Source organism: Lacticaseibacillus jixiensis (assembly GCF_042847315.1).
Taxonomy (GTDB): domain Bacteria; phylum Bacillota; class Bacilli; order Lactobacillales; family Lactobacillaceae; genus Lacticaseibacillus; species Lacticaseibacillus jixiensis.
On sequence record NZ_BAAFPR010000004.1, the window covers coordinates 109046 to 124454 of the forward strand.

Below are 15409 nucleotides of genomic sequence, written 5' to 3' on the forward strand. Positions count from 1 at the left end.
CGCTTGGCTCAATTCTTAGGCAGAAAACGCGCGAACTTCAGCGCGGTTGGCGCCGGCCGCACCGCCTGCGCCGCCGCTTGCCCCACGCCGCGCAGCTTAACTAATCCGGCCCGCGACCAACGCCAAACAAAAACATGCCCGTGAAACCTCAACTTGAGATTCCACGGGCATATTTGATCAGCCAAGCGGTTAGCGATAAGTGGTGATGCCTAAGTAAATTGCCAGCCCAAATGCGGCAAAAGCAATGGCGTAGCGCAGCGGTCGCACCGGCAAGTGGCGCACCAGCTGCGGGCCGATATAGCCGCCAATCAGAAAGCCCACGCCCATGATCAACACGACCGACCAATGAATATCCGCAGTAAAGGCGTAAATCACCATCGCCAAGGCATTAGCGGCGAAGCTGGTGAAGTTCTTGATGGCATTCAGTGTGGCAAACGGCAATTGTTCTGTCACCGTCAAAATCGCCAAGGTGATCACGCCGGCGCTGGCGCCGAAGTAGCCCACATAGATCCCCACCAAGAAAATCGCGATGCCTTTAAGAATCGGCGGGACTGGCTTGGCGTTGCGGCTGGGCTTGGCGTGCAGCGAATACAACATCAAGCATCCGGCAAAAGCGATCAGAAACGGCACCGCTTTGGCGAAGCTGGCTGCAGGCGCCATCAACAACAATACGCAGCCGCACACCGAGCCGATCAAGGCCCAAATGGTGATGCGGGCGGTGGCGCGCGGTGCAGTGGAAAGTTCTTTTCTGGCACTCAAGGTGGAGCCAATGCCGGTAAAAATTTGGGCCGCGGTGTTGGTGACGTTGGCACTTAACGGCGGCAAGCCTAAGCTTAACAACACCGGATAAGACACCAGTGACGCCATGCCGGCGATGGTACTTAATAAGCCGGCGACGATGCCGGCGGCAATAATGTAAATTACAAGGAGCGGATGCATTTGCTTCACCTCATTTCACGATAAAATCTAGTATACTAGTTGATGAGGTGTTATGAATGACAAAATTTTATTTTGTGCGACATGGCCAAACAAAGGTCAACTTGCGCCATGCGTTCAATGGCGGCGGCGTTGATGAGCCGCTGACAGCACTTGGGGTCGCCCAGGCGCAGCAAATGGGGCAATATTTGGCAAAGGTGCGCTTTGCTCAAGCCATCAGTTCCAGCATGCCGCGGGCGGTGACCACCACGCATTTGATCTTAGCCAAGAATGCGTATCCCACACCGCTGGCCACGGCCAACGGCTTGCGGGAGTTGCGGCTGGGGCCATGGGATGGGCAAATCGAAGCAGACGTGTCGGATACCCAAGCACTTGATGCATATTTTCACCGGCCGGCTGAATTTGACGCCAAGTATGCGCCAAATTTGGGCATTGAGCCTTACGGACATTTACTCAAGCGCAGCCGGGCGGTGATCCAAGCGGCGTATGCGGCACATCCGGCAGCCAATTTGTTAGTGGTGGGGCATGGCATCTTGTTTCAATTCTTGTTGAACAGTTTGTTAGGCGTGCCTTTTGACGAGTTGCGTAAGCCGCCGATGCTGCATAACGCCACGCTTTCGCGGCTGGACACGCTAGACGGCAAGCATTATGTGCGGCGGCAATGGGACTTTGCGCCGGGGATAAATTAGAATTTCCTCACGAATATCCTTGACGATTCTCATTAAGCGGCGTATGGTAGCACCATACCCACTACAGGAAGGCGTGTTGATAATGTCATTAGTACAATCAACTCATTTTAATCAATATTTCGGCGGCTACTATTACCTGTAGCAGGCTCGTGGATGCGGGCCTGCTGCTCGCATCCATGAGGCCGTCGACTTGCGTATGCAATCACGCCACATGGACGATACCATGTGGCTTTTATTTTCCGGAAAAATAATGGCCGGCCACATGGTGTTGTTGTGTGGTCGGTCATTTTATTTTTTGGAGGATATTATGAAAAAATTCATGTTAACTATCGCCGCTGCCGCTTGTGTCATTCTGTTGGCCGCTTGTGGCAAGTCTCAAAAGAGTGCCTCACCATCAACTGTGAAAATCGGTATCTTGCAACAACTCGATCAACAAGCCTTAGACGACGCGGAAAAAGGCATCCGTGAAGAACTCAAGGCCAAAGGCTACGGCCAAGCCAAGATCAAGCTGCTCAACGCCCAAGGCGATCAGTCCAACTTGAACCAAATGGCTAACCAATTGACCAGCGCCAACAACACCGTCAACATTTCCATCGGCTCGGCGGCCAGCCAAGCCATGGAGAAAGCCGGCAACAAAACGCCGCTGGTGTTTTCTGCCATCACCGATCCAGTGGCGGCGGGCTTGATCACCAAGCAAGCTGCTAAGGCGCCAGACAAGAATGCCACCGGGGTGACGGTTTTGACCAGCGTTAAGACCCAACTGAGCTTGTTGCATCAAATGTTTCCTAAAGCCAAGAAAATCGGCATGATGTACGATGCTGGCGAACCAAATGCCTTGGCGGTGGTCAAGCGCGCCCGCAAGGCAATGAAGCAATTAGGCATGACCCCGGTAGAAATGACGGTGGCTTCGGCTTCTGATGTGGAAGCTACCGCCCGCGCTTTGGCCAAGAAGTCTGATGCCTTCTTCATCCCTAATGATCACATTGCCGCCGTTGGTATGGCCACGATCGGCAAGGTTTCCTTGGAAAGTAAGGTCCCAGTGGTCAACTCAGATCCGACGATGATTCCGATCGCCGGCGTTGCCACTAAAGGTGCCAGCTTTGAATCTGTCGGCAAGCAAACTGCTGACATGGTGATCAAGATCATCAAAGGCAAGCAGGTCAAAGACTTGCCAGTTGAAGCGCCTAAAGACGTGCGCTTGGTCAAAAACGAGAAGCGCATGAAGGCTTTTGGCGTCACTGATGCCGATTTGAAGTAAGCACATATTAAAATCTTGTTGACAGCAGCGTTTTCTCAGTGTATTCTCAGACACATAAAGGCGAGGAGTGTTGAATAATGAATCACAATCTTACAACACAACTAAACAACGCTTATTACTACGGCTATTACGGATAGCGGCTTGCATCGACTGGATGCAAACCGCGTTGCAGGTTTGCATCCACGATAGGCGTAGCACCTTAACATGCTTACAACGCCACGTGGATGAGTGATCACCATGTGGCTTTATTTTCCGGAAGATAATGGCCGGCCACTGGTGTAAACTAGCGGCCGGCTTTTCGTTTGACGCTGAATTTGGAGGAGAAAAGTATGAAGATCAAGAAATTATTGGCAGGTGTATTGACTGCCGCTGCTGTGTTGAGTTTAGCCGCTTGCGGCAAGAAAGACGCCGACACCAAAGCCGGCACCGTGAAGATCGGCATCTTGCAGCTGATCGATCAAAGTGCGTTAAACGACGCGCGCAAAGGTTTCACCGAAGAACTCAAGGCCCAAGGCTACAAAGGCGACAAGATCAAGATCGATTACGTCAACGCGCAAGGTGATCAAGCCAACTTGAAGTCCATGAGCGAACAGCTCAAACAAGACAAGAACGACTTGAATCTGGCCATCGCCACCCCAGCCGCACAAGCCTTGCAAAAAGGCGACCCAGACACACCGATGTTATTTACCGCCATTACTGATCCCAAGTCGGCCGGCTTGACGTCAAGCACTAAAGCCCCAGACAAGAACGCCACTGGGGTCACAGATATGGTTGATGTCAAAGGCCAAATCGACTTCACCCACAAGCTGTTTCCAAAGGCTAAGAAAATCGGCTTGTTATACAACGCCGCTGAACAGAACTCGGTATTTCAAATCAAGCTGGCCAAACAAGAAATCAAGAAGCTCGGGCTTACTGCCGTGGTGAAAACCGCTGCGACTACCAATGACGTGCAGCAATCCGCTGAAGCTTTAGCCGGCCAAGCGGATGCCATCTACATCCCGACTGACAACATTGCCGCAGCTGCGATGCCAACCATCGGCAAAGTTTCTGAAGCCAAGAAAGTCCCTGTCGTCAATGCCGATGCCACGATGATCAAAACCGGCGGTGTGGCCACGCGCGGGATCAACTACGAAGACTTAGGGCGCCAAACCGCCAAGATGGCCGTGAAGATCTTGAAAGGCAAGAAGGTCAAAGATTTGCCGATCGAATCACCGGCCAAGACGGAACTGGTGTCCAACGCCAAGCGCATGAAGCTGTTCAATTTGACGCAAAGCGACCTTGAAGCGGCTTCTAAGTAATTAACATCACATATTCCCCCATAGCCGGTGGATGAAATGAGAATATTCCCTTGACACTTTTATCTTGTCATAGTATTCTCATTTTATACCAGCAACAGCTGGTGCCAAGGAGTGTTGAACATGACAATATTAAATCCAACACAACTGAACACAGTCTTTTTTACCGGCTTTTTCGGATAGCGGTTTGCATCATGGATGCAAGCCGCGGCTTGCATCCATGATGGCCGGTACCATTAAACGTGCGATCGATTGCCACATGGATGATTTTAAATCTTCTCCATGTGGCCTTTATTTATCCAAGAATGTTTTTGGGCCAGTCACGCGGAGAAGATCCAAAGTGACTGGCTTTTGTTTTGCACCGGCTGGCGGACTTGCCAACTATTGCCAAAACATTCTGGGAGGAATATATCATGAAGAAATTATTACTTGGCCTTGGGGCCGTTGCGATCTTAGGCTTAGCCGCTTGCGGCAAGTCAGCCAGTGCCAAAGACGACACCGTGCATGTTGGGGTCTTGCAATTGATCGATCAAACTGCGTTGACTGACGCGCGCAAAGGCTTCACCGAAGAGTTGAAGGCCCAAGGGTATTCCGGCAAGAAGATCAAGATCGATTACGTCAACGCACAAGGCGATCAAGCCAACTTGAAAACCATGAGCGAACAACTCGCCAAAGACAAGAACGACGTGAACTTGGCGATCGCCACCCCAGCTGCGCAAGCCTTACAAAAAGGCGACCCCGACACGCCAATGGTGTTCACCGCGGTGACTGATCCTAAATCCGCCGGCATTGTGGACAACATGAAAGCCCCAAGCAAGAATGCGACTGGCGTGGTGGACATGGTGGATATCACCATGCAAATCAAGTACATGCACAAACTCTTCCCTAAGGCCAAGACGGTGGGGATGTTGTACAACGCTGCGGAACAAAACTCTGTGGTGCAAATCAAAGCCGCTGAAAAAGCCGCTAAGCAACTGGGCTTGAAAGTCGTCAAGCGCACCGTAGCCACCACCAACGACGTGCAATCCGCTACCGAAGCCTTGGCTGGCCAAAGCCAAGTCATCTATGCGCCAACGGACAACACTGTGGCCGCAGCGATGGCGACTGTCGGCAAGGTATCCTTGGCCAAGAAAGTGCCAGTCGTACCAGCTGCGGCGACCATGGTCAAAGACGGCGGCGTGGCCACTGTTGGGCTGAATTATGAAGATTTAGGCAAGCAAACTGCCAAGTTGGCTGTGAAGATCATCAAAGGCAAGAAGGTCAAGTCCTTGCCAGTGGAATCCCCAGCCAAAGTCAGCGTGGTCACCAACGCCAAGATGATGAAGGCCTTCGGGTTAACGGCAGCAGATGTTAAACAATAATTGAGCGTTGCAAAATAACGCGGCTGAAGCGAGTCGTGTGATGGCTTTGCCTGCTCGATAAATCAAAGGAGTAGTACTGATGAGTATTCTAACTTCAAGCGTTTCGCAAGGGCTTTTATGGGCGATCATGGCGATCGGCGTATATTTGACCTTCCGTATCTTAGATATTGCCGATATGACGGCTGAAGGGAGCTTTCCTTTAGGCGCGGCGATCACGGCGCACAGCTTAGTCGGCGGCACCAACCCGATTTTAGCGACGTTATATGGCTTCATCGGCGGGGCGCTGGCGGGTTTTGTGTCAGGGTTCTTGCATACCAAGTTGAAGATTCCGGATCTGTTAACTGGTATCTTGACGATGACCGGGTTGTATTCTGTCAACTTGTTCATCATGGGCCAAGCCAACCTTTCCTTATTGAGCAACGTCAAAACAGTCTTCACCATTTTCTCCACTGGTAATGCGACGTTTGACACCATTATCGTTGGCGCTGTGGTGATCGCCATTGTGATTATTCTGCTGGTGTTGTACTTTAACACGCAAATGGGCTTGGCGGCGCGGGCTGTCGGGGATAACCAGGCGATGGCCGCAGCCAACGGCATCAACAACGACAACATGAAGATCATTGTGTACATGGTGTCTAACGGCTTGATCGCCTTGTCTGGTTCTTTGATGGCGCAAACCAATGGCTATGCGGATATTTCCATGGGGATCGGGACTTTGGTCATCGCCTTGGCTGCGATTATTATCGCCGAGATTTTGTTGCACAACCTCAGCTTCGGCCAGCGCTTGTTGACGATTATCGTCGGTGCGATCATTTATCGCTTGATCATCGCCGGGGTCTTGGAACTCGGGGTCGATCCTAACGCTTTGCGCTTGTTCTACGCTTTGATGCTGGTGGTGTTCTTGTCCTTGCCGCTGGTGCAGAAAAGCTACAAGCAACACGTTGCCCGTCGTGCCAACCAGAAAAGAATGGGGGACTAGTCGATGCCAGCCTTAGAAGTACGAGATTTACATCAATATTTTGCCCAAGGGACGGTTAACGAGAACCACGCCCTTAAAGGGATCAACTTAACCCTTGAAGAAGGCGACTTCGTGGCGATCATCGGCGGTAACGGCGCCGGCAAGTCCACGCTGTTGAACTCCGTAGCGGGATCTTTGCCAGTCACGCACGGCCAAGTCAAAATCGCTGGCAAAGACGTGACGTATCAATCCGTGGCCAAGCGCGCCAAGTTGATTTCGCGTGTGTTCCAGGATCCGTTGTCTGGCACCGCGCCGATGCTCACGGTGGAAGAGAACTTAAGCTTGGCGATGCAGCGCGGCACTTGGCGCAACTTCTGGAGTGCCGGCGTGCGCCACAGCGACCGCAAGTTGTTTCAAGAGAAGCTCGCCAGCTTAAACCTCGGTTTGGAAACGCGCTTAGGCACGGCGATCGGCTTGTTATCCGGCGGCCAGCGCCAAGCCATCACCTTGTTGATGGCGACGTTAAAGGCGCCTGAGCTGTTGTTGCTGGATGAACACACCGCTGCCTTGGATCCGCAAACCTCAGCGACGGTCATGCAGCTTACCGAACAACTCGTCGCCGCTCAGCATATCACCACTTTGATGATCACCCATGACATGCAAGACGCCTTGCGCTATGGCAACCGCTTGATCATGTTGGATCACGGCCAAATCGCCGTTGATTTGAAAGGCGACGAGAAGAACGGCCTGACGGTGCCTGACTTGTTGACGATGTTCAAAGAACGCTCTGGTAAAGCGCTCAACGACGACGCGGTATTGCTCAGCTAACGCCAAAATGGCCCGCAAGCACATTTGTGTTTGCGGGCCATTTTATTGTGCCTGACATATTAGGCTGCGGTGATTTGGATATCGTTGTCCTTCACGTCAGCGGCTAAGGCGTGCACGTCTTGATGCGCCAAGTAGAAGTCGGTGACGCGATCTCTGATGTGTTGGGCGATCACCCGGCGCAATGGACGAGCCCCTAAGGCTTCGTCATAACCTTGCGTGATCAGCCAGTCTTTGGCAGCTGGGCTGACGGTTAAGGTGATGTCTTTCTTGGCTAAAGTCGTGTTGACGTCATCTAACAACAAGTCGACGATCTTCGCCAAGTCGTCTTTGGTCAGATGCGAGAATTCCACGATCCCGTCGAAGCGGTTGAGAAATTCTGGACGGAAGAACGGTGCCAGCTTGGTTTGCAAGTCGGTGTCAGCATCCTGTTTGCCAGTTAAAGCAGCATTGCCGAAGCCGGCGTTGGAAGTGGCAATGATAATGGTGTTCTTGAAGTTGACCACATTGCCTTGGCCATCAGTTAAGCGGCCGTCATCTAAGACTTGCAGCAACAAGGTCAGCACTTGCGGGTCAGCCTTTTCGATTTCATCCAGCAAGATGATCGCATATGGGTTGCGGCGAACTTGTTCGGTTAAGGTGTTGCCGTTGTCGTCATAGCCCACATACCCGGCAGTGGTACCGATCAGCTTGGAAACCGCGGTGCGGTCGCTGTATTCAGACATATCCAAGCGAATGATGGCGTCTTTGCTGCCAAACATGTCTAAGGCCAATTGCTTGGCTAGTTCCGTTTTACCCACGCCGGTCGGGCCGACGAACAAGAAGCTGCCGATCGGGCGTTCACCATCGTCAAAGCCGGCCCGGTTGCGGCGAATGGCTTGGGCCACCATGTTCACCGCTTCGTCTTGGCCGATGACTTTGTTCTTCAAGCGATCGCCAAGGTGTTGCAAGCGGCGAATGTCGCTGTCGCCTAGTTGCGCTACTGGAATGCCGGTGAGGCGTTCAACGGCTTGGGCCACATCATTAGGTGTAGCGGTGACGGCTTGCGGCTGAGCGTCTGAACTGTTGAGCTGCTGCTTGGCGTCATCCAGCTGCTGCTTGAGCTTGGCGGCGTCTTCGAAATGCTCGGCTTTAGCGGCGGCGTCTTTTTGCTGGGTGAGGTCTTTGATGCGGGATTCCAAGGTCACTTTATCGACCACTGGGTGCTTGGAGGCCAAGTGCGCTGCGGTCATATCAAGCAAGTCGATGGCCTTATCCGGCAGGCTGCGTTGCGGCAGGTATTGCACAGAATAGGCGACACAAGCCTTCAACACGTCGTCTGGCAAGGTAACGTGATGGTGTTGTTCGTATAACTTGCGCAAGCCTTGTAAGATCTTGAAGGTGGTGTCAGCGCTTGGTTCGTTGACGGTAACGTCATTGAAGCGCCGGGCTAACGCTGCATCTTTCATGATCGTGTTGCGGTATTCATCTTGGGTGGTAGCGCCGATAACAGTTAATTCACCACGTGACAAGGCTGGTTTGATGATATCAGCCAAGCCTTTGCCGCCGCCTTCACCAGTGGCGCCGGCGCCTAAGATCTGTTGGATCTCGTCGAAGAACAAGATCACGTTGCCGGCCTTTTGGACCGCTTTGATCAAGTCTTGGATATTCTTCTCGTAGCTGCCGCGATATTGGGTGCCGGCTTCCAGTTGCGACAAGTCAATGGCAATGATTTGCTTGTCTTGAATGGCAGCAGGCACGTTGCCTTTGACAATGGCTTGAGCCAAGCCTTCAACCACGGCCGTTTTGCCAACGCCGGCATCGCCGACTAAGATCGGGTTGTTCTTGGTGCGGCGGCTTAAGACTTCAGCCGTTTCTTGGATCTCTTTGTCTCGGCCGATCACCGGATCCAGCAAGCCGTCTTTGGCCGCTTGGGTCAAGTTGCGGCCTAAGCGCGTCAAGATATCGCCTTTGCCCTTTTCTTTAGTTGCGACCGGGATTTGGCTTTGTTGTTGCGCCGCTTGTAATTCTTCAGGGGTGACCTCATGGCCGTTGACGACATAGCGCGGCCGATTGTTGAAACCTTGTTGGCCTAGAAACTGATTGAAGAAGTCGTCGAATGGATCATTGTAGTTCGCCATAAATATTCCTCCTTTAACACGGCGCATCTAAAAACGCACCGCCAACCACAGCAGTGCGCCTTCTGATATGATCGAACCGCTGTGGCTCTCTTGTTTACATAATATATTATTGCACCATCTTAGCACTCTGTCAAGGAGAGTGCTAATTTTTTTGAACTTTTTCCAGTGTACCCAATGTTTATTGATTATCGATAATTTCTTATTGATAATCGATAAACCAGCCGGTATACTATTGCCGAGGTGAAGAACATGAAAATTCGAACAACGTTTCTTAAAGCGATGCTGGTGATCGCCGGGTTGGTGATCGCTTTGTTTGCCGGTGGCTTCTTCTGGCGCATGCCGAATCGGTTAACGACGATTTATCACGCACCGTTATGGGCATGGGTGCTGACTGGCGGGTTGTATTTTGCCGTGGTGTGTTTCTTTGCGGCTTTGGTGTGTGCTTGGCGCTTGTTGCGGCGAGTGGAAACCGATACGGCGTTTACGCAATTGGCCGTGGCGAACTTGCGCCAATTAAAGTGGTGCACCACCGGCATCACCGTCGGCTTGGCGCTGATCATGCCGCAAGTGTTTGTGGCCATGCAGCAAGAAGACGCGCCTGGTGGGATCTTAATGGCCAGCGGTTTGGTGGCGCTGCCGCTGATGGTGACCATTTTCTTAGCGGTGTTGGAGCAGCTGTGGGCCAAGGCGCTGGCATATAAAACCGAGAACGAACTGACGATATAGGAGGCGCAAGATGATCACGATCAATTTAGATCAGCTCTTGTTACAGCGGGGGATGACGCTGACGGAATTGGCCCAAGCGGTCGATATGACTATGGCCAACTTGTCGATTCTCAAAACCGGCAAGGCCAAAGCGATCCGCTTCTCAACGCTGAGCAAGCTGTGTCAGGCTTTGGCGTGTCAGCCAGGGGATCTGTTGGCATTTACACCTGAGGAGTAACCGTTTTCCTTAAGCCGAGAATTGTGGTATGATGGGGACAATAACTAAGATTGGTATACCTACATTGGAGGAATTCGATGACCGACCCGACTGCACCTTATCAAACTGTCCCTGAAATCACCACCGAGCTGATCAACTTGATGGCGATTTTGAATCTACCTAAACCCACCGAAGCCTTCATGAGCGACATTCATGGCGAATATAACGCCTTTCAACATGTGCTGCGCAACGGCAGCGGTAATGTATTGGCTAAGATCCGCGAGTGTTTCCATGGCGAAATGACTGAAAGCACACTTAAAGAAGTGGCGTTCTTGGTGTATTACCCTAAAGAACGCCTGGCAGCGCGCCATCATGATTTTGCCGGCGAAACTTTGACCCAGTGGTATTTGACCACCGTGCCGCGTTTGGTGCGCTTGTTGGCATTCACGGCGACGAAATACACCCGCAGCAAGGTGCGCAAGGCCATGGATCCGAATTTTGCCTATATCACTGAAGAACTGTTGTATAATTCGGCGCAAGATACGGACAAGTCGGATTATTATTGGGCGATCATCAACAACTTGATTGCTTTGAAGCAAGTTGACCACTGGATCGAAGCCACTTGCATCACGATTCAGCATTTGACGGTGGATCATATTCATATTGTCGGCGACATCTATGATCGCGGTCCGGCACCGGATCTGGTGATGGAAGCCTTGATCAATCGCCAGCATGTCGACATTCAATGGGGCAATCACGACATCTTGTGGCTTGGCGGAGCGGCTGGGTCGCCGCTGTGCATCGCCAATTTGATCCGCATCTCGGCGCGTTACAATAACTTATCGATCCTGGAAGATCGCTACGGTATCAACTTGCGGCATTTGGCGCGCTTGGCGGAGCGCTATTACGATGATAATCCGGCGTTTCGCCCGCATGAAGCACGCAACATGCCACAAGACGAGCTGTTGGAGATCACCAAGATCCATCAGGCCATCGCCATCATTCAATTCAAGCTGGAAGGCCCGGTGATCAACCGCCGGCCGGAGTTTGCCATGCAGCATCGCTTGTTGCTGGACAAAATGAACCACGATCAAACAACAATTACCTTGCACGGCAAGACTTATCCGCTGCATGATGGCTGTTTTGTGACTGTTGATCCTGATGATCCTTACCAGTTATTGCCAGAAGAGCAGCAAGTGGTCGAGCAGCTGGTGCAAGCTTTCACGCATTCTGAGAAGCTGCATCGCCACATGGACTTCTTGGTGGCCCACGGCGGCATGTATTTGCGCTATAACCATAACCTGCTGCTGCATGGCTGCGTACCAGTGGACGATGACGGTAATTTTGTGGGTTTGACGATCAATGGTACGACTTATGCCGGGCGCCAGTTGTTTGAAATGTTGGAAGCTAATTTGCGCTTGGCTTATGCTAATCCCAAACAACAAGGGGATCTGGCCACCGATCTGTTGTGGTATTTGTGGACCGGGCCGTATTCGCCATTATTTGGCAAGCACGACATGACCACCTTTGAACGCTACTTTATTGATGCACCAGAAACCCATGACGAACATCCCAATCCCTATTATCGCCTGCGCCATGATGAAGCCTTCGTGCGCAAGCTGCTGGTGGCGTTTGCTTTGGATCCGGAGTTGGGCCATGTGATCAACGGCCACACCCCGGTGCGCAAAGGCAAGTCGCCAATCATGGCCAATAAGAAAATGATCGTCATTGACGGCGGCTTCTCGCGCCCGTATCAGAAAACCACCGGCATCGGCGGCTATACCTTGTTGGATAACTCTTACGGCATGCAGCTGGTGACCCATCAGCCATTTGTGTCCAAAGCCCAAGCCTTGGCGGATTTGACGGATATTATTTCAACCAAGCGCGTGGTGGAAACCGAAGCGGTGCGGCGGACGGTGGCGCAAACCGATATTGGTGAACAATTGCGCCAACAGATCAAACGGTTATCAGCGCGTTTGGCAAAGCTGTAAACCTTTGTTACACTTAAGGTAACTAATAGATTGAGGTGAGCCATGAGCAAATATCTGACCCATCCCGTCGTCCGTTATCTGGCGATGCTGATCGCATTGGCGCTGATCGCCGTTTCCATTAATATGTTCTACGCCCCACATGGTGTGGCTGCCGGCGGTGCCACTGGGATCGCCATTCTGGGTCAAGAAGCCTTTGGGGTGCCGCTTTTTGCCACGACCTTGGCGGTGAACCTAGGCATGTTGGCATTGGCGTATTGGCTGCTGGATCGCGGCACCACCAAGCGCATTCTGCTCGGCAGTTTGGTGTTGCCGGTGATGTTGGCGCTGGTGCCGCAAATCAAGGTGGTGCAAGATGAATTGCTGGCGGTGATCGTCGGCAGTGTGATTTTTGCCATCGGGGTGGGGTTGAATTATCAAATCGACGCCAGCTCCGGCGGCACCACCGTTCCGCCAATGGTGTTGAAGAAATATTTTGGCATCAAGCCGGCAGTGGGGCTGTTTGCCATTGATCTGCTGGTGTGTGTGGGCAACTTGTTTGTTTCTGGGATCGAAGCCTTTGTGTTGGCAGTGTTTGCCATTGGTTTGACCAGCTTGGTGATGACTTATGTTGAAACCGGCTTCGACCGCAAGAAAGCCGTCTATATCATGTCCATTGACATCGCCGCGATCAAAGCGGCCTTGCAAGCTGATGCCGCGCATGGGTTAACTGTGCAATCGGTAGTTGGCGGCTATTCTGGCCAAACCAGCGAAATGTTGATGGTGGTGGTGGAACAGCCTGATTTCAAGCAGTTGATCGACCGCGTGCGCGTCATCGATCCGGCTGCGTTTATCTTGGCAGTAGAAGCCACTGAAGTACATGGCGGAAGATTAAACTGAGGGTTTCCTCGAGCTGCGTGGCGCAACGCGGGTGCGGCTAGCTACGCCGACGCACTCGAGGCAAGAAGCGCCTCAAGCACGCCGGCTAGGCTACCCAACCCGCTAAGAGCGCGCCACTCCGCTCTGGTTTTTCGTCGAGCTGCGCAAAGCAACGCGGCGTGATATAAGCTGTGACGCCGCCAAGGCACAAACCGCCTTTGCGTCATCCCATCTTATATCCACCGCTAAGAACGCTTTGCTCCGCTCTGGTTTTTTCGTCGAGCTGCGTGGTGCAACGCGGCGTGATATAAGAACGCTTTGCTCCGCTACGGCCATACAAAAAAGGCGGCTCACATTTTTTCGTGAGCCGCCTTTAGTCGGGCTAAATATTAGTCAACTGGGTAGATCCAGCCTTCTGGGGCTTCAACGTCGCCGAATTGGATCCCGGTGAGTTCGTTGTAGATGGCTTCAGTCAACTTACCAGTCTTGCCATCGCCGAAGGTATGCACGTTGTCGCCGTAAGTGATGGAGGAAATTGGCGTGATGACTGCGGCAGTCCCGCAGGCGCCGGCTTCAGCAAACTGGTCCAAGTCGTGGATGGAAATCTTGGTTTCTTCAGTTTCCAAACCGAAGCGTTCCTTGGCAATTTGCAGAATCGAGTACTTGGTGATGGAAGGCAGAATCGATGGGGACTTAGGCGTCAACAGGCGCTTCTCGTCTTTGGTGATCCCAAAGAAGTTCGCAGAACCGACTTCTTCAATGGTTTCATGGTTGATTGGATCCAAGTAGATCGCATCGCCATAACCATGTTCATGGGCATACTTGCCGGCTTGCAAGGAAGCCGCATAGTTGCCGCCGACCTTGGAACCACCAGTACCAAAGTGAGCTGCGCGGTCGAAGGAGTCAGCCACGATGAACTTGGTTGGGACCATGCCGCCTTTGAAGTAAGGACCAACTGGCATCGCGAAAATGGTGAACAAGTATTCCTTGGCAGGCGCAACACCAATGTTTTCACCGATCCCAATCAAGATCGGGCGCAAATACAAAGTGGCACCAGTGCCATATGGTGGGACATAGTCTTCGTTAGCTTTAACGACTTGCTTGGCCGCATCAATGAAAGTGTCGACTGGCACGCGCGGCATCAACATCTTGTCAGCAGAGTTCTGCAGGCGCGCAGCGTTGCGGTCTGGCCGGAACAATTGCACCTTGCCTTCTTTAGTCCGATAAGCCTTCAAACCTTCGAAGGCGCCTTGACCATAATGCAAGATCGGGGAGCTTTCGTTGATGGTCAACATGTTGTTGGTGGACAATTGCCCATCATCCCACTTGCCATCTTTCCAGTAAGAAATGTAGCGATAAGGCAGGTTCATATAGTCGAAACCGAGATTATCCCAATCGATATTAACAGCCATAATAAGTCCTCTTTTCATAGATGTCAGATTAACATTAGATAAATATTAAAATACAATGAGGAATATTGCAAGCTTTTCAGGGAAGTTTTCGGGGATTTTTTTCAGAAAAAAGCCAGCTGCCGGATTCTGCGGGGTCGTCACGACAGCTGCCGTTATAAAACATGAGATTATCTGTAAAAAAATGCCCACCTTTCCTCATAATGGGGTAAAATATGGTGAAGAAGTCAATTCTCTTAAATGAATTCATTATCGATTAAGAAGGTGATCACCATAGCAGAAGCAAAGCTTACCGCGCAAGAATTAGCGTTGCAGGAATTCCAGGCCGACATCGGGCATCTCAATGCCTTGTCTAATCAGAATCGCCAGCACTTATTGATGATCTTAGGCACCTCGACGCATTCAGGGGGCTTGAGGGTCAATGATTTGGCCAAGGAGATCGGCTTATCGCAGCCGGCCACCTCGCATCATCTCAAAGCCCTGAAGGATATTGGCATGGTGGATTCCAAGCAAGAAGGCAATGTGGTGTACTACTACCTCACGCTGGATGACACCATCCACCGCTTGGAGCGTTTGACCACTGCCTTGAAGCGGCAACAGGCCCAGAAATAACGGCAGAACATAAGCGGCACTGCATCTTGATGATGCAGTGCCGTTTTGGTTTCTGGTGAGGTCCGGACAGGGGTGGCTTCAGCACGACAGGGGTGGCTTCAGCACGTGGGGGGGCGCGAGACGGCGCAGGCGGGTGAGGTCCGGACAGGGGTGGCTTCGGCGCGTGGGAGCCGCGAGA

14 protein-coding genes are annotated in these 15409 nt (G+C 52.1%); 11 read left to right on the forward strand and 3 right to left on the reverse strand.

Annotation, left to right across the window (positions count from 1 at the left end; all coding sequences use genetic code 11):
- Positions 1-189: 189 nt before the first annotated feature.
- Positions 190-939, reverse strand: coding sequence for a sulfite exporter TauE/SafE family protein (locus tag ACGG90_RS03855; RefSeq protein WP_390406074.1), 750 nt, complete (start codon positions 937-939; stop codon positions 190-192).
- A 56-nt stretch (positions 940-995) separates the two neighbouring features.
- On the opposite strand from ACGG90_RS03855, the gene ACGG90_RS03860 reads away from it, so the two are divergent.
- The 6 genes from ACGG90_RS03860 to ACGG90_RS03885 all read left to right on the forward strand — a co-directional run bounded on the left by ACGG90_RS03860 (position 996) and on the right by ACGG90_RS03885 (position 7325).
- Entirely contained in the window at positions 996-1625 is a 630-nt protein-coding gene (locus tag ACGG90_RS03860) for a histidine phosphatase family protein (protein ID WP_390406076.1), read from the forward strand.
- Between the two features lie 307 nt (positions 1626-1932).
- Positions 1933-2883 carry an ABC transporter substrate-binding protein gene (locus tag ACGG90_RS03865; protein WP_390406079.1) on the forward strand — a complete coding sequence of 317 codons (951 nt, stop codon included), beginning with the start codon at positions 1933-1935 and terminating at the stop codon, positions 2881-2883.
- Positions 2884-3212: 329 nt separating this feature from the next.
- A complete protein-coding gene (locus ACGG90_RS03870) occupies positions 3213-4181 on the forward strand; it encodes an ABC transporter substrate-binding protein (RefSeq protein ID WP_390406082.1) in 969 nt (322 codons plus the stop codon).
- A gap of 410 nt (positions 4182-4591) precedes the next feature.
- Positions 4592-5539 carry an ABC transporter substrate binding protein gene (locus ACGG90_RS03875; RefSeq protein ID WP_390406085.1) on the forward strand — a complete coding sequence of 316 codons (948 nt, stop codon included), beginning with the start codon at positions 4592-4594 and terminating at the stop codon, positions 5537-5539.
- 79 nt (positions 5540-5618) lie between these two features.
- Positions 5619-6518, forward strand: coding sequence for an ABC transporter permease (locus tag ACGG90_RS03880; protein WP_390406087.1), 900 nt, complete (start codon positions 5619-5621; stop codon positions 6516-6518).
- Between the two features lie 3 nt (positions 6519-6521).
- Positions 6522-7325: an ABC transporter ATP-binding protein gene (locus tag ACGG90_RS03885; protein WP_390406090.1), complete on the forward strand. Its 804-nt coding sequence runs from the start codon at positions 6522-6524 to the stop codon at positions 7323-7325.
- A 59-nt stretch (positions 7326-7384) separates the two neighbouring features.
- On the opposite strand, the gene ACGG90_RS03890 is transcribed toward ACGG90_RS03885, so the two are convergent.
- Positions 7385-9442, reverse strand: a complete 2058-nt coding sequence (locus ACGG90_RS03890) for an AAA family ATPase (protein WP_390406093.1) — start codon at positions 9440-9442, stop codon at positions 7385-7387.
- A 249-nt stretch (positions 9443-9691) separates the two neighbouring features.
- Between ACGG90_RS03890 and ACGG90_RS03895 the strand changes: the two genes are divergently transcribed.
- The 4 genes from ACGG90_RS03895 (at position 9692) to ACGG90_RS03910 (ending at position 13231) form a co-directional block, all read left to right on the forward strand.
- On the forward strand, positions 9692-10168 hold the full coding sequence (locus ACGG90_RS03895; RefSeq protein ID WP_390406096.1) for a DUF2975 domain-containing protein: 477 nt from the start codon (positions 9692-9694) through the stop codon (positions 10166-10168).
- Positions 10169-10178: 10 nt separating this feature from the next.
- Positions 10179-10385 (forward strand): helix-turn-helix domain-containing protein, encoded by a 207-nt coding sequence (locus ACGG90_RS03900; RefSeq protein ID WP_390406099.1) that lies wholly within the window; start codon positions 10179-10181, stop codon positions 10383-10385.
- Between the two features lie 77 nt (positions 10386-10462).
- Positions 10463-12355, forward strand: a complete 1893-nt coding sequence (locus ACGG90_RS03905; protein ID WP_390406101.1) for a fructose-1,6-bisphosphatase — start codon at positions 10463-10465, stop codon at positions 12353-12355.
- A 42-nt stretch (positions 12356-12397) separates the two neighbouring features.
- Positions 12398-13231 (forward strand): YitT family protein, encoded by an 834-nt coding sequence (locus tag ACGG90_RS03910; protein ID WP_390406104.1) that lies wholly within the window; start codon positions 12398-12400, stop codon positions 13229-13231.
- A 368-nt stretch (positions 13232-13599) separates the two neighbouring features.
- On the opposite strand, the gene ACGG90_RS03915 is transcribed toward ACGG90_RS03910, so the two are convergent.
- A complete protein-coding gene (locus tag ACGG90_RS03915) occupies positions 13600-14622 on the reverse strand; it encodes a branched-chain amino acid aminotransferase (RefSeq protein WP_390406107.1) in 1023 nt (340 codons plus the stop codon).
- Between the two features lie 237 nt (positions 14623-14859).
- Here ACGG90_RS03915 and ACGG90_RS03920 point away from each other — a divergent pair, with 237 nt between their 5' ends.
- The gene (locus tag ACGG90_RS03920) at positions 14860-15231 is read left to right on the forward strand and encodes an ArsR/SmtB family transcription factor (protein ID WP_390406110.1); all 372 of its coding nucleotides are present in this window, start codon (positions 14860-14862) and stop codon (positions 15229-15231) included.
- Positions 15232-15409: the final 178 nt, after the last annotated feature.